General features: G+C 69.6%; 20 protein-coding genes and 4 pseudogenes. 14 read left to right on the top strand and 10 right to left on the bottom strand.

What is annotated here, in order from left to right; all coding sequences use genetic code 11:
* The first annotated feature begins 85 nt into the window (after window positions 1-85).
* The 3 genes from SGA01_RS02370 (at window position 86) to SGA01_RS02380 (ending at window position 4048) form a co-directional block, all read left to right on the top strand.
* Window positions 86-2374, top strand: a complete 2289-nt coding sequence (locus SGA01_RS02370) for a RiPP maturation radical SAM C-methyltransferase (RefSeq protein WP_141292812.1) — start codon at window positions 86-88, stop codon at window positions 2372-2374.
* 31 nt (window positions 2375-2405) lie between these two features.
* Entirely contained in the window at window positions 2406-2696 is a 291-nt protein-coding gene (locus SGA01_RS02375) for a hypothetical protein (protein WP_141292814.1), read from the top strand.
* A gap of 65 nt (window positions 2697-2761) precedes the next feature.
* Complete coding sequence (locus SGA01_RS02380; protein ID WP_141292816.1) at window positions 2762-4048, top strand: class III lanthionine synthetase LanKC N-terminal domain-containing protein; 1287 nt, start codon at window positions 2762-2764, stop codon at window positions 4046-4048.
* A 123-nt stretch (window positions 4049-4171) separates the two neighbouring features.
* On the opposite strand, the gene SGA01_RS02385 is transcribed toward SGA01_RS02380, so the two are convergent.
* Window positions 4172-5032, bottom strand: a complete 861-nt coding sequence (locus SGA01_RS02385) for a lipase family alpha/beta hydrolase (protein WP_141292818.1) — start codon at window positions 5030-5032, stop codon at window positions 4172-4174.
* A 159-nt stretch (window positions 5033-5191) separates the two neighbouring features.
* Complete coding sequence (locus SGA01_RS02390) at window positions 5192-5839, bottom strand: TetR/AcrR family transcriptional regulator (protein ID WP_229917731.1); 648 nt, start codon at window positions 5837-5839, stop codon at window positions 5192-5194.
* A gap of 155 nt (window positions 5840-5994) precedes the next feature.
* Between SGA01_RS02390 and SGA01_RS02395 the strand changes: the two genes are divergently transcribed.
* From SGA01_RS02395 to SGA01_RS02405, 4 genes and pseudogenes are all read left to right on the top strand, one after another.
* Complete coding sequence (locus SGA01_RS02395; RefSeq protein ID WP_141292821.1) at window positions 5995-6870, top strand: oxygenase MpaB family protein; 876 nt, start codon at window positions 5995-5997, stop codon at window positions 6868-6870.
* A 105-nt stretch (window positions 6871-6975) separates the two neighbouring features.
* A pseudogene (locus SGA01_RS02400) lies at window positions 6976-8166 on the top strand (S8 family peptidase); the annotation flags it as partial.
* A gap of 233 nt (window positions 8167-8399) precedes the next feature.
* Entirely contained in the window at window positions 8400-8534 is a 135-nt protein-coding gene (locus tag SGA01_RS41675; RefSeq protein ID WP_255325137.1) for a hypothetical protein, read from the top strand.
* Window positions 8535-8673: 139 nt separating this feature from the next.
* A complete protein-coding gene (locus SGA01_RS02405) occupies window positions 8674-9672 on the top strand; it encodes a hypothetical protein (protein ID WP_141292825.1) in 999 nt (332 codons plus the stop codon).
* Window positions 9673-9709: 37 nt separating this feature from the next.
* On the opposite strand, the gene SGA01_RS02410 is transcribed toward SGA01_RS02405, so the two are convergent.
* From SGA01_RS02410 to SGA01_RS02420, 3 genes are all read right to left on the bottom strand, one after another.
* Entirely contained in the window at window positions 9710-10498 is a 789-nt protein-coding gene (locus SGA01_RS02410; RefSeq protein WP_141292827.1) for an alpha/beta fold hydrolase, read from the bottom strand.
* 52 nt (window positions 10499-10550) lie between these two features.
* Window positions 10551-11846, bottom strand: a complete 1296-nt coding sequence (locus tag SGA01_RS02415) for a UDP-glucose dehydrogenase family protein (protein ID WP_141292829.1) — start codon at window positions 11844-11846, stop codon at window positions 10551-10553.
* A gap of 274 nt (window positions 11847-12120) precedes the next feature.
* Entirely contained in the window at window positions 12121-12702 is a 582-nt protein-coding gene (locus SGA01_RS02420; protein ID WP_141292831.1) for an RBBP9/YdeN family alpha/beta hydrolase, read from the bottom strand.
* A 73-nt stretch (window positions 12703-12775) separates the two neighbouring features.
* Between SGA01_RS02420 and SGA01_RS02425 the strand changes: the two genes are divergently transcribed.
* Complete coding sequence (locus SGA01_RS02425) at window positions 12776-13384, top strand: TetR/AcrR family transcriptional regulator (protein ID WP_141292833.1); 609 nt, start codon at window positions 12776-12778, stop codon at window positions 13382-13384.
* A gap of 431 nt (window positions 13385-13815) precedes the next feature.
* Entirely contained in the window at window positions 13816-14265 is a 450-nt protein-coding gene (locus tag SGA01_RS40825) for a hypothetical protein (RefSeq protein ID WP_167533984.1), read from the top strand.
* Between the two features lie 147 nt (window positions 14266-14412).
* Here the strand turns inward: SGA01_RS40825 and SGA01_RS02435 are convergent, their stop codons facing one another.
* Window positions 14413-14994, bottom strand: coding sequence for a hypothetical protein (locus SGA01_RS02435; protein WP_141292835.1), 582 nt, complete (start codon window positions 14992-14994; stop codon window positions 14413-14415).
* A 299-nt stretch (window positions 14995-15293) separates the two neighbouring features.
* Here SGA01_RS02435 and SGA01_RS02440 point away from each other — a divergent pair, with 299 nt between their 5' ends.
* On the top strand, window positions 15294-16061 hold the full coding sequence (locus tag SGA01_RS02440; protein WP_141292837.1) for an IS5 family transposase: 768 nt from the start codon (window positions 15294-15296) through the stop codon (window positions 16059-16061).
* Between the two features lie 269 nt (window positions 16062-16330).
* On the opposite strand, the pseudogene SGA01_RS02450 reads toward SGA01_RS02440, so the two are convergent.
* Window positions 16331-16952 (bottom strand): annotated as a pseudogene (locus SGA01_RS02450) (transposase); the annotation flags it as partial.
* 389 nt (window positions 16953-17341) lie between these two features.
* Here SGA01_RS02450 and SGA01_RS02455 point away from each other — a divergent pair.
* Window positions 17342-17824, top strand: a complete 483-nt coding sequence (locus SGA01_RS02455) for a hypothetical protein (RefSeq protein WP_141292840.1) — start codon at window positions 17342-17344, stop codon at window positions 17822-17824.
* 215 nt (window positions 17825-18039) lie between these two features.
* Here the strand turns inward: SGA01_RS02455 and SGA01_RS02460 are convergent, their stop codons facing one another.
* Both SGA01_RS02460 and SGA01_RS02465 read right to left on the bottom strand, forming a co-directional pair.
* Window positions 18040-19311 (bottom strand): MFS transporter, encoded by a 1272-nt coding sequence (locus SGA01_RS02460; protein ID WP_141292842.1) that lies wholly within the window; start codon window positions 19309-19311, stop codon window positions 18040-18042.
* The gene (locus SGA01_RS02465) at window positions 19308-19556 is read right to left on the bottom strand and encodes a hypothetical protein (protein ID WP_141292844.1); all 249 of its coding nucleotides are present in this window, start codon (window positions 19554-19556) and stop codon (window positions 19308-19310) included. Before SGA01_RS02465 ends, SGA01_RS02460 begins: the two co-directional genes overlap by 4 nt.
* Before the next feature lie 107 nt (window positions 19557-19663).
* Between SGA01_RS02465 and SGA01_RS02470 the strand changes: the two genes are divergently transcribed.
* A complete protein-coding gene (locus SGA01_RS02470; RefSeq protein ID WP_141292846.1) occupies window positions 19664-20248 on the top strand; it encodes a DinB family protein in 585 nt (194 codons plus the stop codon).
* A gap of 24 nt (window positions 20249-20272) precedes the next feature.
* On the opposite strand, the pseudogene SGA01_RS02475 reads toward SGA01_RS02470, so the two are convergent.
* A pseudogene (locus tag SGA01_RS02475) lies at window positions 20273-20422 on the bottom strand (IS701 family transposase); the annotation flags it as partial.
* Window positions 20423-20571: 149 nt separating this feature from the next.
* Here SGA01_RS02475 and SGA01_RS02480 point away from each other — a divergent pair.
* A complete protein-coding gene (locus SGA01_RS02480) occupies window positions 20572-21360 on the top strand; it encodes a class I SAM-dependent methyltransferase (protein ID WP_141292848.1) in 789 nt (262 codons plus the stop codon).
* Between the two features lie 145 nt (window positions 21361-21505).
* Window positions 21506-22618: pseudogene (locus SGA01_RS02485) on the top strand (IS701 family transposase); the annotation flags it as partial.

The following is a 22618-nucleotide window of genomic DNA, read 5'->3' on the forward strand; positions in this document are numbered from 1 at the left end:
CGTCGGCGCGGCGCTCGCAGCGCGGGGCTGTACGGGGTCGGCGATCGGCCAGGATACGGCCGTGATTGTTCGCGAGGAACCTGTCGTGGACGGCTCGGATCCGGACCGGTCCGACCCCGTACGGCTTCAGCTGTTGCGCCTGCTCTTCACCCTGGCCGACACGGAGAAGGCCCGCCGCGCCAAGGAGGACCCACTGCCCCCGACGGCAGGGGACCACGATGCCGCACGGTCGACGACCGCCGGTGGGCTCGGGGCCGCCGTCACCGCGAGCATGGCTGCTCTCGGGAACGCGGAGCTGGAGCGGGAGCACCGACGGCTGGCCAGGTGCTTCCTCCAGGAGGTCGACCGGCTCATCGCGGGATCCGGCAGCCTCCCCGGCCAACGCGTCGACTTCCCGGGGCTCGCGGCCCGGGAAGCGCAGACGAAGGGGACGGACACCACCGGCGCCCGGGTGGCGCTGGTCTCGCTGCCGTGGATGTCACCCACCCTGCCGTCGATCCAGCTGGCGACGCTCGCGTCGGCACTGCGACAGGAGGGCGTCGCGACCGACGTCCACGAGATGTACGTCGACTACGCGGCACGCATCGGACTCAACCTCTACAACGTCCTGGGCAACCTGCTCGGCCCGCTGCCGGAGTGGATCTTCTCCCAGCACTACTACGGGCCCGAGCACGGCGACCACCTCACGGACATGCTGGAACAGCGTCCGCTGGGCGTCGGCTTCCCGTGGCCGGAGCTCGCCGACACGATCCTGGCAGCGCTGGCACCCGTCACCGAGGAGTACCTGGCCGACCTCGTCGACGAGGTCGACTGGTCCGCGTACGACGTGGTCGGCTTCTCGCTGACGATCTCCCAGCTCGGCGCCTCGATGGCGTTCGCGCGGCGGCTCAAGCGCGCGTACCCCTCCCTGCGCATCGTGTTCGGCGGGTCGCAGTGCGCGGGTCCCATGGGCAGCACGATCATGCGGATCTGCCCGTACGTCGACGCGGTCGTGCACGTCGAGGGCGAGCAGGTACTGGGCGAGCTGGTGCGGCGGTTCCGCGACGGCCGCTCGCTGAGCGGCCTGGCGGGAGTGAGCCGGCGGACCGAGGACGGCGAGGTGGTGACCGCTCCCGCAGCGGAGCTGGTCGTGGCGGGCAGCCGGAAGCTGGACCTGGACTACGACGCCTACTTCCACCGGCTTGCGCGCCTCGGGCTGACGGAGAAGATGAACCCGTGGCTGCCCTTCGAGAGCAGCCGCGGCTGCTGGTACGGGCAGAAGGTGCAGTGCACGTTCTGCGGCCTCCACGACATCATGGACTTCCGGGCCTGGGACGCGGACGTCGTCCTGGCGCAGTTGGAGAGCCTCCAGAAGCGCTACGGCGTGGGGCGCTTCTACTCCATGGACCTCATCATGCCCCGGGAGTACCTGCGGAACCTCCTCCCCGAGATCGCCGCGCGCGGCCACGACTGGATGTTCTTCTACGAGATCAAGGCGAACATGCGGCGCAGCGAGCTGGAGACGCTCGCCGCAGCCGGGGTCCGCTGGGTGCAGCCGGGCATCGAGAGCCTCGACGCCGACCTCCTGTCGCTGATGCGCAAGGGAGTCAAGCCGTACCAGAACGTTCAGCTGCTCAAGTGGTGCCAGGAGCTGGGCATCTACTGCGGCTGGAACCTGCTGTTCGGTCTTCCGGGGGAGGGTCAGGCGTCCTACACGCGGATGGCGGAGCTCATTCCCAAGCTCACGCACCTCCAGCCACCGTCCGGGGGCGGCCGGTTCCAACTGCACCGCTTCAGCCCGTACTTCGAGCAGCCGGAAGCCCACGGGGTGCGGTGGGAGGGGGCGCACCGGATGTTCGCGTACGCCTTCCCCGTCGACCAGGCGGACCTGGACCAGCTCGTCTACCTCCACGACTTCACGCTGGACCCGTCGTTGGGCGCTCCCGTGGACACCTCGGAGGTGGAGGCGGCGGTCGTGGAGTGGCGGCGGGCCAACCAGGCGGGCGCGCGCCTCGACTTCATCGAACGGCCCGACGAGGAGGGTGTCATCGTCGATCACCGCGACGTCGAGAGCCCGCCCGTCCGGTATCCCCTCGACCGGTCCGGAAGCGCGCTGTACCGGCACCTCGATGCCGGTGTGGCGGAGAGACTGCTCGCCGAGAAGTTCCGGGACGAGGACCGCGACGCGTTCGAGGCGCTCGGCGGGGCGAGCGGGCTGGCGGAGCTGGTCGAACAGTGGCTGTCGGACGGCCTGGTGATCCGCATCGACGGGAAGATCCTCGCCGTCGCCCTCCGCGCGAGCCGGATGGCGGAGCGGAATCCCGAGCCGGTAGAGGCCCTGGTCGGGACGGTGCCCGAGGCTCCTCTCGACACCCGGACAGCAGTGATGGCGTAGTCGATCTTCGTTCCCACGAGCAGGAGGAATCATGGCCTACGAGCCGAGCGAGCCCAGCGAGCAGGACGCGCAGCGCGAAACCGAACAGGCGATTCTCGATGTCATCCGGACGATGCGCGAGGACCCCGAGCAGTACAAGTCCGTCATCCGCGAGCTGGAGGCGATGAAGACGGACGAGGAGCGGGCGCACCGGCTGATCAGCTTCGCGACCGGCGAGCGTGAGCTGGCCGCCCTCCTCCCGGCCCGGTCCGGGGCGGATGCGGAGGCGGCCAGCCCCACGATCACCACGGTGACCGTGACCACCGTCCTGGTGGAGTGCTGAGGGCCGGACCCGCCGTGGGGCGCGGCGCGCCGGCGGTGGTCTCGCAAACACCCGCCGTCCCGGCGATGTCCGCGCTGCCCCACCCCCGCGAGCTCGGCGCCGGCAGCTCCTTCAACGAGTCGGCCCTCTGGTACGCGTGCGGGGTTCCGGCCCCGGGCATCCGCCAGGGGTGGAAGCTGTACGTGCCGATGACGCTGCTCAACGCCCGGGAGATGCTGCACCGGGTGGCGCCGCTCCTGCTCGGGGCCGGCCTCCACTTCAAGTACGTGAAGGACCTCACCACCCTCCAGCACCTCAACGCGGGGGTGCACGGCTACTCCCAGATCGGGAAGTGCCTGGTCGTCTACCTGGCGGATCCGCAGGCGTCGTTCCTGGGCGCGCTCAAGGAGGCGCTCGGGCCGTACCGGGACCAGTGCCCCGCGGTGCCGTGTGCCCGGCCCTTCGGCGGCCGGCTGCCGCTCTTCTACCGCTACGGCGCATACGTGGGCAGCACGCTCGCCCTGGACGGCCGTGAGGTGGCCGACGACCGCGGCAGCCTCGCGCATGCCGTGCCCGAGGGCGTGAGGGACGCCCTCGTCGGCTTCACCGAGCCGGAGGCCGAGGACCCCACCGTGGGCCGCTTCCTGCGCCGCTACCCCGCCTTCCGCGCCCTCGCCCAGCAGGGCAAGAGCGGGGTCTTCCACGCCATGGACGCGACGGCGCCGACGCTCCGGCAGGTCGTACTGAAAGCCGGCTACCACCGCGGACAGCTGCAGCCGGACGGCACCGACGGCTGCGATCTGCTGCGCCGGGAAATCGCCTGTTACCGGCTGCTCGCCGCACGCGGACTGGAAGGGATGGCCCCGGCGCTGCTGGACACGCTGGACGTCCCGCGCAAGGTCGCCCTCGTCCTGGAGTACGTCGACGGGCCGAACTTCCTGCACCACAAGCTGAACGGGCGGCTGCGCCCGCGACACCTCGAACAGGCATGGCGGCTGCTCGAACGGTTCCATGCGGAAGGCGTCTACCTGGGCGACGCCAAACTGGCGAACTTCCTTGTGGGCCCGATCGACGAAGCCGAAGCCGATCCCGACGAGCGTGTGCGCGTGATCGACCTGGAGGCCGCGGGGACGATCGGCGATCACGCTCCGCCGATCCGCACGTTCTTCATCTCCCCCGAGCCGGAGGACCCCCGGCGCTCGGACCTGGCGCACTTCCTCGTCTCCGTGCTCTATCCGTACGACCAGGCAGGGAAGACCTGGACCAACAGGCGCGTCGACTTGCGCGCCTGTCTCGAACGGGAGCCGGCAGACGATGCGGAAGCGTGGGCGCTGGAGCGCCTGCGCGTCCTCCTGGACGGGGCGGGGGAGTAGGTCCGGCTCGCGGCGGATGACGTCGGCGCTGGCGCCGGAGGACGGGCGAAGGGGTGAGGGCCGACGGCTCAACGCCCATCGGCCCTGCCCGGATACCGCCCCACGACGGGCGCGCGGTCTACGTCAGATGCCGAGAGTGGTGAAGAAGCGGCACCGGAACGGCTCGGAGCCCTCGGGGTCGAGCCGGCCCAGGACGAGCTGGGTGATGTTCGGATCGACGGCCAGTCCGAGGTGGCCGGCGAAGTCCAGGCCGCACCGGTCCTGGAGCACGATGTTCGTGACGTTGGGCGCGGGGGCGAGCAGACCGCTGGTGTACGGGGTGACGACCGTGTCGTAGCGGGTGACGATGCTGGTGTACGTCGGTCCGGGTACGGCGACGGGGCCGTCGTTGAGCTTGGCGAGGAACGCCGAGCCCGGCAGGTAGTCGGTGCAGGCCCCGCAGCCGACGCCGGTCAGCAGGCCCTGGAGCTTCAGGGCCTCGGCGAGGGTCGCCAGGCCGTTGAGGCTGGTGCCCTTGAAGTTGGAGCCGAAGCCGATGAAGTCGTCGACCTTCGTGGCTCCGCCCAGGTGCTTCATGTAGTACGCGGGGACGGTGGTGCCCTCCGAGTGGCCGACGATGTCGACCTTCGCCGCCCCGGTCGCCACACGCACGCGGTCGACGAACGCACCCAGCTCGGCGGCGCTGTCGGCCATCGGCGCGAGGCCGCCGGCGAGGCCGCCCAGGAGGGTCTTGCCGTACGTCTCGGAGTAGACGCAGTAGCCGTTCGCGCTGAGCGTCGGCGCCAGCGTCAGGAAGTTGTCCCAGTGGTTGCCGCCCATGCCGTGGACGAGGATCACCGGCTCGGGGTGCTCGGCGCCGGGCCGGCAGGACCAGTTGTTCCACCCCGACTGCGGTGCCGTTCCGGCCGAGGCGGTCGAGGTGAGGGTGGTCGATGCGAGGACGGACAGCAGGAGTGCTGCCAGGAACGTACGGAGCTTTGCCACGGGGCGACTCCTTCTTCGCGGGTGAGTTACCGGGAAGTAGGGCATGAGCCCTTGTTAGGAACAAGGCATCGTTTCCAAAAAAGACATGCCGATTCGACACGCGCCGGAACGGGGCTGGTCGGGGGTGGGGTGACGGAGGAGTCGGGACGTGACGTGCCGTCAGGAAGCGTTCAGGCCCGCGCTGATGACGATGTAGAAGCGGTCGAGACCGTCCTGGAGAGCGGCGCGGTCGGCGGACTGCTCCGACTCGGCGTCGAGGAGCCAGTCGGCGATGATGTCGAAGAGACCGCCGATCAGTCCCATGGCCACCACGCGCGCGTGCGGCCCCGTGGAGACGCCGAGCCGCTGCCAGACGGTCTCCACGAAGGACGCCGCCCAGCGGCGGTTGGTACGGCGGTGCACCTCGGCCAGCGGCGTCACGGCACGGCCCTCGCCGAACGTCACCCGCGCCACCCGCACGTCCTCCACGAAGGCGTCCGCGAAGTGCCGGATGAGGGCCCGAGCGGCGTCGCTCTCGTCCTGACTGTCGTCCAGCGAGTCCAGCGCCTCCGTGAGGCGTCCGGTCACGCCCACGACGATCCGGTCTAGCAGCGCCAGGTACACGGCCTCCTTGCCGGTGAACACCTCGTAGAAGCTCTTCGTCCCGACGTACGCCTGCTTGCAGATCTGCTCGATCGAGGTGTCCTGGTACCCCTGGGCGGAGAACAGCTCCAGCGCCGCGTCCAGCAGGTCCTCACGGCGCCTCGCGCGCCGCTCCTCGGCGTCCAGACCTCGGATCCGCCGGCCCCCCGGGCCCTTGTCGCTCATCTGTGCACCAACCACCGGCTCAACATACAGGGGTCCCGCGATGCCACGAGGGGCGCCCGATCCTCCGGTGGATCGGCCGTCGGCCTCGATACCGGCCCCCTCGCGGCGGAACGGCTCCTCCGTACGGCGGCTCACCGCGGGTGCATACTGACCGCATGGGATGGTCGCCTCCCACCGTGGACGGCCTGAGGGAACGGCTCGGCAGCGAGCTCTTCCGGCGCGTCGCCGGCCCTTCGGGCGAGAGGACGCGGGCCCGCATCCACGAGACGCCTGGGCCCCGGTGGTTCGGCCCCGACCGTCCGATCCGTACGGTCCACGGCGACGCGGCGATGTTCGCCGGGGGACTGTCGGCGCTGCTGCTGCAGTCGCTGCATCCGCTGGCCATGGCGGCCGTGGCGGCCCACTCGGGATTCCGGGGCGACCCGTGGGGCAGGCTGCAGCGGACCAGTACGTTCCTCGCGGTCACGACCTTCGGTACGGCCGATGACGCGCGGTGCGCGGTGGAGCGCGTCCGTGCGGTCCACGAGCGGGTGCGAGGGACGACGCCGGACGGTCGGGCGTACCACGCGGCCGATCCGCATCTCTTGGGCTGGGTGCATGTGGCCGAGGTCGACAGTTTCCTGCGGGCGCACCGGAGCTACGGGGCGCACCCGCTGGATCCCGCGGGCTATGACGGGTACGTGGCGGACGCGGCCCGGATCGCGGAGGAACTGGGCGTGGAGCGACCGCCCCGGAGCCAGGCCGAGCTGGCGCGGCGGCTGGAGGCGTACCGCGGCGAGCTCGACGGGACCCGCGAGGCCCGGCAGACCGCCCGGTTCCTGCTGTTGCATCCCCCGATCCCCTGGCAGGCCCGGGCTCCGTACGCGCTGCTCGCGGCGGGTGCGGTGGAGCTGCTGCCGTCGTGGGCGCGCGAGCAGCTGGGTCTTCCCTCGCTCACCCGGCCGGCGAGGGCGGCCGCGCGGGCGGGCGGGCGGCTCGCGACCGCGGGGATCCGCTGGGCGATGTCGCCCGCCCCGATCCGTTCGGGCTGATGCCACCGCTTCGGCGGAGCGCATTGCGGTGATGTTTTCGGCATCCGCCTGAATCAGTCGGGATGTCGTTGAGGGAGATCGTTTCTGCATGATGCCCTCACCGGCGTGAGCACACGTACCAGACTCGCTCTCACGAGCGCTGCCCTGACCGCGCTGGCCCTCACCGCTCCGACGGCGTCGGCGTCCGCCACCGGTCCGGAGCCGACCCCGGCGCCGTTCTTCACTGCCGCCAACGCGGTGCCCGGCAAGTACATCGTGACCCTCGACCAGACGGTCGACGCGGCCAAGGTCGCGGAGAAGCTCAACCTGAAGCCCTCCTTCGTGTACGAGAAGGCCCTCAACGGCTTCGCGGCGCCGTTGACCGTGCTGCAGTTGGAGATCGTCAGGAAGACCCCGGGGGTGACATCGGTCGAGGAGGACGCGGTGGCACTCACCCCGCCCCAGCCGTCTGCGCCGGCCACCGCCCCCCGGAGCCCGGCCGCCACCTGGGGCCTGGACCGGATCAACCAGTGGAACCTGCCCCTCGACAACGACTTCACCACCCGGGGCAACGGCGCGGGGGTGACCGCGTACATCCTCGACACCGGCATCGACTACACCCACGACGAGTTCGGCGGCCGCGCCACCTTCGGCTTCGACGCGATGGGCGACGGACGCTACGGCCAGGACTGCAACGGGCACGGCACACACGTCGCGGGCACGGTCGCCGGCAGGACGTACGGTGTCGCCCGCAAGGCCGACCTCGTGAGCGTCCGCGTGCTCGGCTGCGACGGCCGCGGTGCGTACTCGGGCATGATCGCCGGCCTCGACTGGGTCGCGAAGAACGCCAGGCAACCGGCGGTCCTGAACGGCTCACTCGGCGGGGACAAGTCCGTCACTCTGAACAACGCCGCCACGGCCCTCGCGAACGCGGGTGTGCTGCCCGTCATCGCGGCGGGCAACGACGCCAAGGACGCCTGCAACGTCTCGCCCGCGTCGGCCACAGGCACCGTCACCGTCGCGGCCTCCAACGCCTGGGACGAGGAGACGTCCTTCTCCAACCACGGCCGGTGCGTCGAACTCTTCGCGCCCGGCCAGGACATCGTGTCGGCGAGGATCGGCGGCGGATCCATCGCCCAGAACGGCACCTCCATGGCCGCCCCGCACGTCGCCGGTGTCGCCGCGCTCTACAAGGCCGAGCACCCCACGGCAGCCCCGGCCGAGATCAGCGCGTGGCTCGACGGCAACTCCACCAAGGGCCTCCTGACCAGCATCAGCTCCGACACCCCCAACACCGTCAGCACCCCGGCCGGGCTCGGCACGTTCACGTACACCGACACCCTCTCCACCACCGCCCCCTGGTCGGTGACCGTTGCCACCACCGACCTGGTCAGCGGCACGGACACCATCGGGTGGAACAATCTGAGGATCACGACCGGCGGACACCTCAACGGGATCGGCGGCCAGTGGACGGGCATCGCCAAGCCCGGCCCGGGCGGCCACTTCCCCGAGGGCGCCGACCCGCAGCCGGGCACAGCCTCTCTCCGGCCGTGACGATGGCGACCGGCGACGGCGGCACCCGCGGTGTCTTCACCCACGACGGGTCGACGGCGCAGTGGAACATCCCCGCGGAGACAGTCCCCGGCTCGTACGGCGGCACCCTCCAGTACACGATTACCGGCTGATCCCATCAATAGCTGTCTGCGCGCCCAGGGCGGCGCCACCGCCACCCACCGGGCACGGTTCCCCGCCCTGTGGAGCCTCCTCCTCACCGGCCTCGTGCTCGCTCTGGCGCCGGGCGTGCAGGCAGCGCCGGGCGCCCCCGTGCCATCGTCCACTCCACCGGAATCCGCTGCGGGCGCGCCGTTCGGCGTGCAGGCCGGGCTCCACGGTCTGACGACGCTGACCGGCGGGCACTTCGGATACGCACTGAAGGCCGGCGCCCGGATCGAGGATTCCGCGGTCATCCACAACACGAGCGACGAGGCCCGGACCTTCCACGTCTATGGCGCCGACGTCACGAATGCGGCCGGCGGCGGCCTGGCGCCCGCGCAAGAAGGCCAGAAGATGGCCGCGGTCGGGGCCTGGCTGAAGCTGGGCTCCGAGGCCACCGTCACCGTCCAGCCGAAGAGCAGCGCCACGGTCCTCTTCTCCCTCGCGGTCCCCGTAGGCACCCCGCCGGGCAGCTATCTCGGCAGCCTGGTCACCGCGCTGCGCACCCCCGCGGTCAGCGGCGGGGTGAACACCGAGACCCGTATAGCCCGGCTCGTCGAACTCACCGTCCCCGGCACCGCCGACCTCCAGGTCACCCTCACGGAACTGGAACACCGGCCTGCGGACGGAGGCGAGGCGTTCACGGTGACCGTACGCAACACGGGCAACGTCCTCTACACCTTCGCCGGAACGCTGAACGTCATCGGCGGCAGCTCAGCCCGTACCGTCCCGCTCACCCCCACGGGGATCTACGTGATCCCCGGCGGCAGCGCCACCCTCACGGGCCGCCTGGCCGACCTCCCCGCTTTCGGCCGCCGCGCGGTCACGGCCTCGGTGACCGCCACGGTTCCCGGCGGCGCGGCGAAGACCGTGGACAGCAACACGGTCCGGCTGTCCTACTTCCCCTGGCTCATCGCCACCCTCGCCGCCTGCGGCCTCCTAGCCCTCGGCCTCCTCCTCGTCATCACGCGCAAGCGACGGCGTGCCTGGCTGCGGCGTCGCGCGGAGGAACGTACCGCGCTGCGCGCACTGCGGAGGGAGCTGCGGGCGGGGAACCCGCCTGCCGACGACCCTGATGAAGCGCAGGCAGGCGGCACCGGACACCCGTAACCGTTGCGTGCGCACGGGGCATCAGCAACGAGCCACCCTAGGCGTGCGCGCGGCAGAAGGAGCGAACTGCCGCCGTGAAGGCCTCCGGCGCTTCCAGGTTGCTCATGTGCCCCACTGAGGGGATCACCACCAGCTCGGCGTGCGGGATCGCGTCCTGGAACGCGTGGGCGACGCTCAGAGGGGAGCGGGCATCGCGCTCGCCCCACAGGAGGAGGGTCGGCACCGTGATCCGGGGCAGCAGGTCCGTCTCGTCGGCCTCGGCCATCAGGGAGAGCTGCGCGGCCATGGTCTCCGGCCGTACGTCCCGGCTCATGGCGTCCAGCAGCACCGCGAAGCGCTCCGGCGGGCCGGCGGCGTAGAGCCCAGGCAGTGTCGGGTCGAACTCCTCCCGAGGCGCAGCGAGCATCCGCCGTGCCCCCTCGACCCGCGCCGCGACCTCCTCCGGCGGCAACGAGCCCTTCCAGCCGGCGTACGTGTCCACCATCAGCAGCGACCGCACCAGGTCCGGCCGCCACCGGTACAGCTCCAGGACCACCGTCCCGCCCCAGGACAGGCCCGCGACCTGGGCGGGCCCGAGCCCCACGTCCTCGATCACCGCGGCGAGAGCGCGCGCGAAGTCCGCGAGCCCGAAGCCCGCCGGCAGCGCGCCGGACCGGCCGGACCCCGGCTCGTCCCAGGCCACCACCGTGAACTCGTCCGCCAGCGCTTCGACTTGCGGCTGCCACATCCGCCCGTCGATCCCGGCCCCGTGGACGAGGACCACGACCGGCCCCCGCCCCTTCCGCGTATAGGCGACGTCGACGCCGCCGACCCGCACCACTGCCATACCTGCAGGGTATGCGCGTCCCGTGGATCGAGGCCGCAGGCGCACGCACGGCCTACGGCCGGCCGACCGACATGTAGGTGAAACCGAGCTCCCGCATCCGGACCGGGTCGAGCAGGTTGCGTCCGTCGAAGAGCACCGGCTGCCGCATCGCCGTGGCCGCCCGCGTCCAGTCGACGTCCTTCAGCTGCGGCCACTCCGTGACCACGACCGCCGCGTCCGCACCGCCCATCGCCTCCTCCGGGCTCGCGTACCGGGTCGCGGACAGCCACGGTTCCGCCTTGTCGTGCCGGGCCAGCGGGTCCCAGCACCGCACGTGCGCGCCCTCGGCGGCGAGCCGCGACGCCAGGACCGTCGACGGGGCCTCGCGCATGTCGTCCGTACCCGGCTTGAACGCCATCCCCAGCAAGGCGATCTCCCGGCCGGCCAGATCCCCGAGGACGTCCTTGAGCCTCTGGATCGCCCGCCGCTTCTGGATGTTGTTCACATCGATCACCGCCGACAGCAGCATCGGATGGAAGCCGGTGTTGCTCGCGAGCTGCCGCAGCGCCTCGGAGTCCTTCGGGAAGCACGAGCCGCCCCACCCGATCCCCGGACGCAGGAAATGAGGGCCGAGCCGGTGATCGAGCCCGACCGCGCCCAGGACTTCCGTCACGTCCGCCCCGGTGTTCTCGCACAGGGTCGCGATCTCGTTCGCGAAGCTGATCCTCGTGGCGAGCAGCGCGTTCGCCGCGAGCTTCACCATCTCGGCCGAGCGGACGTCCATCGTCACGACCGGCGCGTCGATGCCCTCGTGGAGCTCCGCGACGAGGGCCCCGGCGGCCGGGTCGTCGGCCCCGATGACGATCCGGTCCGGGTGCATGAAGTCGCTCACGGCGCGGCCCTCGGCGGTGAACTCCGGGTTCGACACGTAACCGGTGCCCGTGAGTCCGGCCTCGTCGAGCGCGGCGCGGGCCCGGGCGCCCGTGCCGACCGGCACCGTCGACTTCACCACGACCGCGCGCAGGTGCGCGGCGCCGGCCAGGGACCTGACGACCGACCACACCCTCGACAGATCGGCGTCACCGGACACCGACGGCGGAGTGTCGACGCATACGTAGGCGACCTCGGCCCCCTCCAGCGCCTCGCCGATATCGAGCGTGAACCTCAGCCGCTCCTTGTTCCTGGCGATCATGTCGCCCAGGCCCGGCTCGTAGATCGGTACGTCACCTGCTTGAAGGGTCCGGACCTTCCCGGGGTCGATGTCGCGGACGACGACCCGATGGCCGAGCTCCGCCAGGCACGCGCCCGTCACCAGTCCGATGTACCCCGCGCCGAAGACCGCGACCCGCCGGTCCTGCCGGTCCGCCATGCTGCCCCGACCAATCTCGGCAGCCCGAATCGGCCCGCTGCCGGGGGAAGTTCCCGCTGAAGCCGCGAGAGAAAGCCCCCACCCTAACCCGCTGGCACGCCGCCCCCGGGGCTGCCGCCGCGGACCGCCGGACCGCCGGATGCCTCGCCTCCGGGAGGCATCCGGCGCGACCGGGTGAATCGAAGGGCCCCGGCTCGGACAGCGCTCGAAGCGGGGCGCCCCAGGAACCTGGACGGCGTGAACCCTGATCTGCGTAGGTGAGCGCCTGGGTCGGTCAGGCGTCGAGCAGCTCGGTGACGAGCCGGACGGCCTCGGGAACCTCGACGTGGTCGTCCGGGGTGGCTCCGAAGTGGGCGCCGGTGGGCGTGACGACGGCGGTCGCGCCGAGACCCTGGACGAACAGGCGGACGTGCTCCGTGGGGTCGGGCTGGTTGACCGGGTCGTCCATGGCCTGGAGGACCCGGAAGTTCCGCGCCGAACGGCGGATGCGTTCCCAGTCGAAGCCGCCCTCGAAGAACTCGGCGAGCTCGTCGTAGCCGACCTCGTGGGCGGAGGCGGCCACCAGGAGGACGCCCGCGAACACCCCGTGGACGGCCGGGTCGTGCTGCTCCAGGAAACGCAGCACGTTCACCGCGCCGATGCTGTGTCCGACGAGCACGGTGGACTCGGCGGGGCCGGCGGCCAGGACCGCCTCGCCGTAGGTCTTGCGCCACGGCTCCAGCCGAGGGGCGGCGGTTTCCGGCAGCCGGGGCACGGTGACCCGGTGTCCGGCCTGCGCCAGCTGCTTGGTCAGGTACGGGAACCAGACGCTGTCGTCGCTCGCGCCGTAGCCGTGCGACACCACGATCTCGCTCATGATCGATCCATCCCCCTTATTCAAAACGCGCCGTAGCGTTTTGAATAAGGTAGCACGCTGCTAGCGTTAGCGGGTGCCCACCGGAGAAACCCACAACCGCCGGACCGGCGGACGGACCCGCAGCCAGGACGCCCACCACGCCGTCCTCACCGCTGCGATCGAACTCGTCGAGGAGATCGGCTACCAGGCCGTGACCATCGAACGCATCGCCGCCCGCGCCGACGTCGCCAAGAGCACCATCTACCGCTGGTGGAAGTCGAAGGCGGTCCTCGTGATGGACGCCTACCGCACGGCCGTCGAGCAGCGCATGCCCGAACCCGACACGGGCTCGCTCGCGGGCGACCTGACCGCCTTCGCCACCGCCCTCTACGGCGTGTCCGAGCACTCGCTACGCATGAGGACCCTGCGCGGCCTCATGGCCGAAGCCCAGCTCGACCCCGCCTTCGCCGATCACTTCCGTGAGTGGGTGGAGAGTCGCCGCGCCGTCGTGCTCGCACTGCTCGACCGCGGGGTGCGGCGCGGCGAACTCCCGCCCACCGCCGATCTGGAGGCCGCCACCGACCAGTTCTTCGGCCTCTTCTGGTATCGCCTGCTGGTCGGCCACCAACCTCTCGACCCCAGCCAGGCCCCGGCCCATGTCGACCAACTGCTGCACGGACTGGGCACGGGGCACGGCCGGTAGGGCCGCCGAGGGAGGCCCGGTCAGGTGCCGCCTTTCCTGACCTCCCGCGCGGATCGCACGTTCATCGCCGGTTGCCCATCGCGTCACTGTGCAAGGAGCCAGCGGCCTAGGCGCCCGGCCGCTGGGCGTTCTATGCCCGTACTGAATCAAGCCAGTTCAACGCTGCTGACGAGAGCGCCACGCCCGGCACCTGGGCATCGCTGATCTTCTCCGCGGACGCATACGGGACAGGCTGGGGCCAGGCGCGGTGATCGACCCCTACGTGGTCGAAAGCGCGCTGGGCACCGGAGGCACGGGTCGGGCGCGCTCGGCGGTCTCGCCCACCGGCCGCCGGGTGTTTGCTTGTCGGCTAGGTGGCGTTCCGGATCATTGCGCGCTTGGATAGGGACATGTCGGAAGGGAGGTGGGGCTGGGCCCGTTGGCGGTATGGCGTGTTGAGCGTAGTCGTTTGCGCGATCTTGGCGGGTGTCGCCGCCTGGCTACTGCTTCCTGGTGAAGCAGACCCGCACGACTATCTCCGAGAGCGGGGCGACGTGGTTTATGGCGACGGTTCGCTGGCAACCGTGCTTGCGCACTACGACGTGAGCCTGCCCGACGAGGCGGCGGACGTGCGCTTCCATGACGAGGAATCGCTGATCGGTTCCGAAGGGACCCTCTTCCTTCACTTCAAGGTTTCCGACGCCGGCTTGACGTCCTTCCTTCAGACCCTCAACGTGGGGCCACTCATGCCTGGCCTACCTGCCGGCTGGGACGGCAGTGAAGGGCAGCGTTTCGGCTGGAGCTTCCCGGGCAGTTCCTGGCGCGCAGCACAGGGACCGGCCGAGGGAACCGTCACCGCTTCCGTCGCTGTCGCTCGGGCGGGGTCAACTCCGTCTATGTGATCGCCGAGCACGTCTGATCCAGTGCGAGAAGAGGTGCCACGGAGCTCTTTCCAACTTCACGCTGAGCTGGTCAGATGTAGGGCGAGGACGGCTTGGACGAGTGCGGTGATGCGGACCGGACGGCGGCGTGCACGAGCGCCGAGTTGGTCACGGGTGGACGCCCGCCTGCGCAGCCAGATACTCGACGCCGCGGTGGCCGGACTGCTTGGACACGTGGACGTGGACCGCGTGCCGGCCGGACAGCAGTGCAGGGTCGGCGTGGTCGCCGCGGAAGGCGACCTGTACCGCGTCGTGGCGGGAGCCATGCAGGCCATGCTCGGGTCTGTCCGGCCAGCGACCTGACCATACGAGGAAGACCGCGTTGCCGTTGTCGCCCAGTGCCGCGATGACCCGGCCCTCGGCCGTCCCCTGTGCGAACCGTGCCGACATTTCGAGCGGCAGGTGTGCCTCCAGTTCACGGTCGTCCATGACCGGCACGTCCGGTTCGCAGCCGCCGGCGCCGCAAGAGGGTCGGGCGCCAGGGTAAGGGCGGTGCACAAAGCGGGAGTTCGGTAGCGCCGCCGCCATTCGGCGGACCTCGTCGACGCTCTCCAGGTGCGTCAGCAGTTCCGCCTCCTCGCCGCGGTGTTCCATCAGCGCGCACAGCCGCATGGCCTGGTGGTACGCGTCGGCGGCGTCAGCGGTGACGTGGACACAGCGTGTGTAGCCGGCCAGGCAGTCTTCGCACATGGCCGAATGGTGCCACCCACTGGTCCGGACTGTCGCCCGGAATGATCGGCGGACTCCGATGGCGAGGGGATGCCGTCGGCATGGCTCCCACGATGCCTTGACGAGCAGGGCGCACAAGCGGTGCAGGCCGATGGAGTCGAGGTGGAGAAAGGCCGTCGCGAGCAGGCCGCCGACCTGGGCCTTGAGGAACTGAATCGAATCCCAACTGGCAACTGTGTAGCCCAGTTGGACTGACAGACAGTCAAGCCCCTGCTAGACGGGTCTTCGACCGAGGAATCCGTCTTCTACAGAGGCTTCGCGTGCTTGTGTACCCGTCCGGGGTCGACGTGTCCAGCTCTGCCCTGCGCTTCCTGTCCGCCAAGCTCCGCCAACACCGCCGGGAGCTCGGCACCCGGTGGCGACGCCTGAGCCCAGGCCGGCAGGCCCTGATCACACTCGCCCACCTCCGCAACGGCCACCCCTACGCCCAGCTCGCGGCCGGGTTCGGCGTCGGCACCACCACCGCCTACCGATACGTCGCCGAGGCTGTGGACCTCTTGGCCGCACTCGCCCCGACCCTCGAGGAGGCTGCCCGTACGGCATCGAGGAAGGCGTTCATACTGCTGGACGGCACCCTGTTGCCGATCGACCGCATCGCCGCGGACCGGCCGTTCTACTCCGGCAAGCACAAGAAACACGGGATGAACGTGCAGATCCTGGCCGACCCCTCCGGCCGGCTGCTGTGGGCCTCACCTGCCCTGCCCGGAGCCGTCCACGATGTCCGGGCCGCCCGCGAACACGGCATCGTCCGCATGCTCACGGACGCCGGCATCAAGTGCTGGGCCGATAAGGGATACCGAGGCCCCGGAGGCACGGTCCGCATCCCGTACTGGGGACGCTGGGAAACACTCTCCCAGGGTCAGAAGGCCGTCAACCGGTCCCACGCCAAAATCCGAGCCCTCGTCGAGCAGGCCGTCGCCACCCTCAAGTCCTGGCGACTCCTCCGCAAACTGCGGTGCTCGACCGCCCGCATCACAAGCCTGGTCCAAGCCGTCCTAACCCTGTATTTGGCCAGCTCAGACCGATGATGGAAAGAGCTCACGGACTCACGGACGTGGCTTTCTGGTGAAGTTGCCGGTGTCGGCTTCGGCGAGGATGCCGAGTCTGACCATACGCTTCAGCTTGAACCGGGTGCCTTCGATGTTCTTCGGAAGCAGCTCGCGGCTGAGGGCCTGGCAGACATCCTTGGCCCGCAAGGGGCCGGTCGCCTCATTGAATACGGCGAGTATGCGCGGGTAGTCCGGGTGCTCGGGCGGGGATGCGGGGATCCGGTCGGCGAGGGCGGTGACGGTCTTTCGGGTGATCGCCAGGTGGGGGCGTTCGCGCCGGTGAGGCGGCGGGCCATGACGTGGGTCATCGCCCAGTAGACGCGGGAGGCGGAGGAGGCCGGGCGGTGCTCGTAGTCGCGGACCAGGCGCCGGTGCAGTATCAGGATCCCGTAGGTCTGCTCGACCCTCCACCGCTTCGGCTGAGGAACGAACCCCGACTCCTGCGGATTGCGTACGACGATCTCGACGTCGATGCCCAGGCCGGCCCCATGAGCGATGACCTGGTTCTTGAAGCCCTGGTCGACCAGGGCCTTCTCGACTGTGCCGCCGGCGTGCCCGGCTACCTGGTCCAGCAGAGCGATGCCCGCGGCGTTGTCGTGCGTGTTCGCGGCCAGCACGATGACGGCGATGACCAGCCCGAGCACGTCCACGGCCAGCCCCCGCTTGCGGCCCGGCACCTTCTTCGCCGGGTCTGGAAGCGGGAACCCCGGCGGCCTGGTGGAGACTCTGCGTGTCCAGCACCACCAGGGTCGGGTCCTCTAACTGGCGGGCCCGTTCACGGACCTGGCAGCGCGGGAGTTCGTGGATGACCCGGTCGGTGCCGTCGTCGCGCCAGGCGGCGAAGTGGTAGTACGTCGCGCTTGGCTGCGGACCTACGGATTCCGCCCGCACCCACACCATCAGGCGACGACAGAGACACTCAAAGACTCACGAACCACCCTCCAAGACCCTGCGATTGCGGCCCCGTCATCCGGTCAGGGCGATGGTTGTGAGTCTCCCCGACGACCGGCGGCGGTGCGGCTCGAAGTGTCCTGACGCGCTTCATGCCTCGGTTACGCGGCTCCGTGGAAAGCCGCGAGTGACCGACACTGCACCGCGTCACCGAAATCGCTCGACGGTCTGCGCTTCATTCGAGTCTCTGACGAATTCGGAACGCCACAGAGCTCTTGAGACTGCTGGCCAACGGGATGGGGCTCAGTGGATCGGGATGCTACGCGGCACATTCTGGATGATGCGATCGGTCGTGCGAAGATCAAAGGATGGATCATGGCCTCGGATGTGGCACGGAGCCGGCCGAAGAGGGTGCGGAGTACGACGGCTTGATGTCGCTGGTAGAAGGGACTGTGCGGGCAGAGACGGGCGAGCGGGTTGTGGCCGTTTCGGTGGCCTGCCGGTTGTGCGACTCGGACGGTGTGGACGAGTTCGAGGTGTGGGCCGGGGACTGCTACTGCGTGGGCTGCCTCATAGCTATCGGGGTGTGGGATGGGGTCGACCCTGCGACGTTTCCCTCACCGACACGTGTCTTCCCATGGAGACTCGTACCGTCCATGACCCCGCTTCCTTCGCTGTCGTCCGGGGACTACTTCAGATGCTCCGCCGGAAGCATGGTGTTTCAGGTGGCTGTCGCCATGGTGCTCGGCCAGGACGATGCGGTGCGGCGTATCTCCGTCGGCCTGAAGTGCTCGGATCACGGTGGACTGCATCTCTACATCGACAACGCGCATGTGGAACCGAGCGAGTGAGGTTTTCTCACTGAAGACCACTTCCCGTGGCAGTCGAGAGCGAGGGCGGCGGTGATGTCCGTGGGTGGAGCCTGGCTCGGCATCGGACCAGGGGCTTCAGGCGCATCCACCATCGGGCTCGTCGAGACCGATCCGACCATGGATGCGCGAATCAACCCACTTCCATGAACACCGCGCCTCTGCCATCGGACAGGGCGTTGCTCGAGATGGTCTGTTCAGGATGCCTTTCGGTCGGCGGGCTTCTCGATCTCGGTGGTCACCCGCGCCCCTCGGAAGAGCACCGGGAGCCACAGGAGACATGCCAGCAGGGGGACCGCGGCGTAGGCGGCCATGCCCACACTGGAGCCCAACCCGTCCATGAGCGCGCCGAGGACGAGATAGCCGATGCCGATGAGCACCGACTCCACGAACGCGATCATCGACAGCAGACTCGCCCGGTGGCGCGAAGGCACTGCCTCGTTGAACGCGTTGTCCACGAGCACGGCGGTGATCTCGGGAATTCCGACCAGGACCAGGAACGCGGCGACGGTGACCCAGACAAGGCCGAGGCCGGTCAGGCCGAGCGCCACGGCGAGGGCCAGGAGAGACACCGGGGCGATGACCCGATACCCGATGCGCCGGTTCGCGCGGTCCGACAGCAGGGGAGTGAGTCCGCCGACGAGGAATCCCGCCGATATCACCACGCTGACCAATCCGGTGTTTGCTCCCTGATCGGAGAGGGTCTTCTGCGTAAAAATGATGTACGGAGTCAAAGTCGCATGCATCAATCCGGACACCACGACAAGCGTCACGAGCGCCGGCGTGGCGACCCGAAGCATCGCCCGCCATGCTGTGGTGTCGCCGTGCTCCTTCTCGGCTCCGTCCTGCTCGTCCACCGCGTCCGCGCCGCGGATCTCGGGCACCCGTGACATCAGCACCACCACGGCCAGGACGAGGCACGACGCAGAACCGACGTAGACGATTCCCCAGGAAAACTGCTGGAGTTGTCCGCCGAGGACGATGGCGACTCCCGAGGTGACCGTCCCGAGCATGGTGAACCGGGATCTGATCCTGACGTAGCCGGCCGTTGCACCGCGACGCACGAGCAGGTCGTACAGCAGGGCGGTGTCCGAACCGGATACACATGCCATGCCCACGCCCTGGCCGATGAACAGTGCCAGGAACACCCAGTAGTTGGAGGACGTCACCTGACCGAGCAGGCAGCCGGCTACCAGCACCTGGCCGATCACGATGCTGGCGCGCCTGCCTATTCGGTCGGCGATGATTCCCGTCGGCAACTCCGCAAGTCCGCTGACCAGGAAGAGCAGTGTCTGAAGGAGGGCCACTTGCCCGGCGGAGAATCCTTGCTGATAAAGGAAGATGACGAATACGCCACGCTGAAAGAGCGAGTTGGCGAGGACGGCGTACGCGTAGAACGGGCGAGTGACGCTTCGTGCTGCATCGTCGAATGCAGCCGACCTGCCAACGGCCTCCGTGGTGTCGGTCATGCTGCGGGCTCCCTGGTGACTCCGGTGATCATTGGTGTTGGGCCTCCGCCGCCGACCGGAACCTCCAGTCCGTACTTCGTGCAGGATATTGGGCCGACGTTCCGCTCGTCGAGGACGAATCGGGCATCGCCGAGGCGCGCTTCGGCCGCCTTCCCCGGCTGGTCCTTGGGGATCTCAACGGGGTTCTCGACCCCTCCGCCCGGGAACTCCATGGCGGTCTCAAAGCCTTCGCTCTCAACTGCCACGGGAAGTGAACAGGGCGGCGGCCATGGCCAGGCCGCGGCTCTGCCAGTCGTTGCGGACCACGTAGCGATCTTGAGACCACGAGCAGACCATGGCAGGCTCATGCCGCATGATCGATGAATTCGCGAAAGACAACCTGCACGGGAGGCTCCGGCGGGACCGCCAGGCGCTGCTCTGGAAGCTCGACGGCTTGTCCGAGTACGACGCCCGCCGGCCTTTGACAGCGACCGGGACCAACCTCCTCGGCCTGGTGAAACACGTGGCCACCGTCGAGGCCAGGTACTTCGGCGAGGTCTTCGACCGCCCTTCCCCGGAACCGCTGCCCCGGTGGCAGGACTCCAACGGCAGCGATCTGTGGGCGACCGAGGACGAGACCCGCGATCAGATCATCGGGTTCTACCGGCGCACGTGGGAACACTCGGACGCGACGATCAACGAGCTTCCCCTCGACGCCCCCGGCCACGTGCCGTGGTGGCCGGAGCCCTATCTGAACACGAACCTGTTCGCCATCATGGTCCATGTCCTCGGCGAGTCCATCCGGCATGCCGGGCACGCCGATATCCTGCGCGAGGGCCTCGACGGCCGGACCGGGGTGCGCGCCGAAAACGAGAAGCAGATCGACGAGGAAGCCCGTGCCGCCTACTGCGCGAAGATCGAGCAGGCCGCCCGGTCGGCCGCATCGATCAAGGCTTAGTACTCCAGCCGTAGATCGTGATCTTCATGGCTGGGCGGCTGCTTGCCGTCGGTAGTGGCAGTCGCGGGCGCGGGCCTGGTGTCGGCGTCGCCAGTGTGACCAGCGGAGTCGGTGCGCGAGGTCGTGGGCCCGGCTGGTCAGGGTGGTGAACAGGCGTTGGATCTCGGTGCAGGTCGGTATGGACCGAGGCCGGCCTGTGGCGTCGGCTGCACCGGGCGGTGCTGGACGAACTCGGGAACGAACGGCTCGTTGGATCTCGAAGGATGTGAGGGCCGTCGGGAGCGGCCCGGAACTGAACTGGTGCAGCACACGTCTCCCGCACCATGATCTCAAGTGAGCGCCAAGAGCACGCGATCTCCACCAAGCTGGTCTCGCCGTCCGCAGTGAGTGCGGAACCGTCGAAGACCAACGACTACAACAGCTTCGCCGAGGCGTACGCGGCCGCAAACGAAACCAACCTGGTCAATGCCTACTACGAGCGGCCCGCGATGCTGGCCCTCGCTGGAGACGTGGCCGGCCGACGGATTCTCGACGTCGGCTGCGGCTCGGGGGCCCTGTTTGCCGCGCTGCGCGACCGTGGCGCCGTTGTGAGTGGCTTCGACACGAGTGCCGGGATGCTGGAGCTGGCTCGGCGGCGGCTCGGCGACGGTGCGGACCTGCAGGTGGCGGACCTGGGCAGCCCGCTTCCTTACGCTGATGACACATTCGACGATGTAACGGCGTCCCTGGTGCTGCACTATCTGGAGGACTGGGGGCCGGCGCTGGCCGAGCTGCGACGCGTACTCAGGCCCGGCGGTCGGCTGATCGCATCTGTCGACCATCCCTTTGCCATCAACCTCATACACCGCGAGGCCGGTCGCGAGGCCGAGCACAACTACTTCGACACCACCAAATGGACCGTGGAGTGGACCATTGGCGGCCATACCGCCCTGGTGAGCAGGTGGAACAGGCCGCTGCACGCGATGATCGAGGCTTTCATCGGGGCCGGTTTCCGGATTACGGTCATCAGCGAGCCGGAGCCTGATCCCGCCGCCCGCGAGATGTTCCCCGAGGCCATCGCGGCCAAGCCGCGCTTCCTGTGCTTCCTGTTCTTCGTCCTGCAGGCCGACTAGTACTCCAGCCGTAGGCCGTGATCTTGCCGGTCGGGGCCGGTGCGGAGACGGCTGCGGCCACCGTTGATCATCGTGAGTTGTGTCGACCAACGAAGATCAGGCGGTGGCCGCAGGTCACAGCCTAGTGCCTGCCCGGTGGCGGTCGATGTTCGACCAGCTGACGGGCCGTATCGCGGGCCGGTTCGCGCGGGTCGAACCATGCCGCCACGCAACGGCGTTGGTGCTGGGCCTGCTGGCGGACCTGCCAAGGAAGAACTGCTGGACGCTGGCCGAGCACGCGGGCGACTCCACCCCGGACGGCATGCAGCACCTGCTGCACCGCGCGAAGTGGGACGCCGACGCGGTCCGCGACGACGTACGCGCCTACGTGGTCGAGTATCTGGCCGATGACGAAGCCGTGCTGGTGGTCGACGAGACCGGCGACCTGAAGAAGGGCACCGCCACGGTCGGCGTCCAGCGCCGGTACACCGGCACGGCGGGCCGGATCGAGAACTCCCAGGTCGCCGTCTACCTCGTCTACTCCGCCGCCTGCGGGCATGCCGCGATCGACCGGGCCCTGTACGTCCCGCGCTCGTGGACCGACGACCTCGACCGCTGCCGGACCGCCGGCATCCCCGAAGACCTCACCTTCACGACCAAGCCGGTACTGGCGGCTCGGATGATCACCCGGGCCCTGGATGCGGGAACGCCCCCCGCTGGGTCGCCGGCGACGAGGTCTACGGCGACAACCCGCACCTGCGGGCTGCGCTGGAAGACCGCCGGACCGGCTACGTCCTGGCAGTCTCCAGCACCCACCAAGTCACCACGGTGGCAGGGAAGTTCCCGGCCAAGGCCATCGTGGCGAAGATCCCGAAACGGGCCTGGCAGCGGCGCTCGGCCGGAGCAGGCGCCAAGGGCGAGCGGTACTACGACTGGGCCCAGGCCGACATCCACGGCCCCGCCGACCGGCCCGGGCACTGGTGGCTACTGGTCCGCCGCAACCGGAGAAGCGGCGAACTCGCCTTCTACCGCTGCTTCTCACCCCACTCCGTCCCGCTGTCCGACCTGGTGCGGGTGGCCGGACGGCGCTGGACGGTGGAGGAGACCTTCCAGGCGGGCAAGGGCCTGGCGGGGCTGGACGAGCACCAGGTCCGCCGCTGGACCTCCTGGCACCGCTGGGTCACCCTCGCGATGCTCGCCCACGCCTTCCTCGCCGTCACCGCAGCCGCCGAACGCCGCGACCACCCCCCCCGACGACCTGATCCCCTTGACCTGCAAC

Source organism: Streptomyces gardneri (assembly GCF_006539185.1).
GTDB lineage: Bacteria > Actinomycetota > Actinomycetes > Streptomycetales > Streptomycetaceae > Streptomyces > Streptomyces gardneri.

Excerpts from the sequence above, each read along its gene's own strand:
- SGA01_RS02390 (WP_229917731.1), bottom strand. The coding sequence starts at position 5,839 with ATGAGCGACAAGGGCCCGGGGGGCCGGCGGATCCGAGGTCTGGACGCC.
- SGA01_RS02380 (WP_141292816.1), top strand. The coding sequence starts at position 2,762 with ATGTCCGCGCTGCCCCACCCCCGCGAGCTCGGCGCCGGCAGCTCCTTC.
- SGA01_RS02470 (WP_141292846.1), top strand. The coding sequence starts at position 19,664 with ATGATCGATGAATTCGCGAAAGACAACCTGCACGGGAGGCTCCGGCGG.
- SGA01_RS02375 (WP_141292814.1), top strand. The coding sequence starts at position 2,406 with ATGGCCTACGAGCCGAGCGAGCCCAGCGAGCAGGACGCGCAGCGCGAA.
- SGA01_RS02460 (WP_141292842.1), bottom strand. The coding sequence starts at position 19,311 with ATGACCGACACCACGGAGGCCGTTGGCAGGTCGGCTGCATTCGACGAT.
- SGA01_RS02395 (WP_141292821.1), top strand. The coding sequence starts at position 5,995 with ATGGGATGGTCGCCTCCCACCGTGGACGGCCTGAGGGAACGGCTCGGC.
- SGA01_RS02435 (WP_141292835.1), bottom strand. The coding sequence starts at position 14,994 with ATGTGCGAAGACTGCCTGGCCGGCTACACACGCTGTGTCCACGTCACC.
- SGA01_RS02480 (WP_141292848.1), top strand. The coding sequence starts at position 20,572 with ATGATCTCAAGTGAGCGCCAAGAGCACGCGATCTCCACCAAGCTGGTC.
- SGA01_RS02455 (WP_141292840.1), top strand. The coding sequence starts at position 17,342 with ATGGATCATGGCCTCGGATGTGGCACGGAGCCGGCCGAAGAGGGTGCG.
- SGA01_RS02415 (WP_141292829.1), bottom strand. The coding sequence starts at position 11,846 with ATGGCGGACCGGCAGGACCGGCGGGTCGCGGTCTTCGGCGCGGGGTAC.
- SGA01_RS02420 (WP_141292831.1), bottom strand. The coding sequence starts at position 12,702 with ATGAGCGAGATCGTGGTGTCGCACGGCTACGGCGCGAGCGACGACAGC.
- SGA01_RS02410 (WP_141292827.1), bottom strand. The coding sequence starts at position 10,498 with ATGGCAGTGGTGCGGGTCGGCGGCGTCGACGTCGCCTATACGCGGAAG.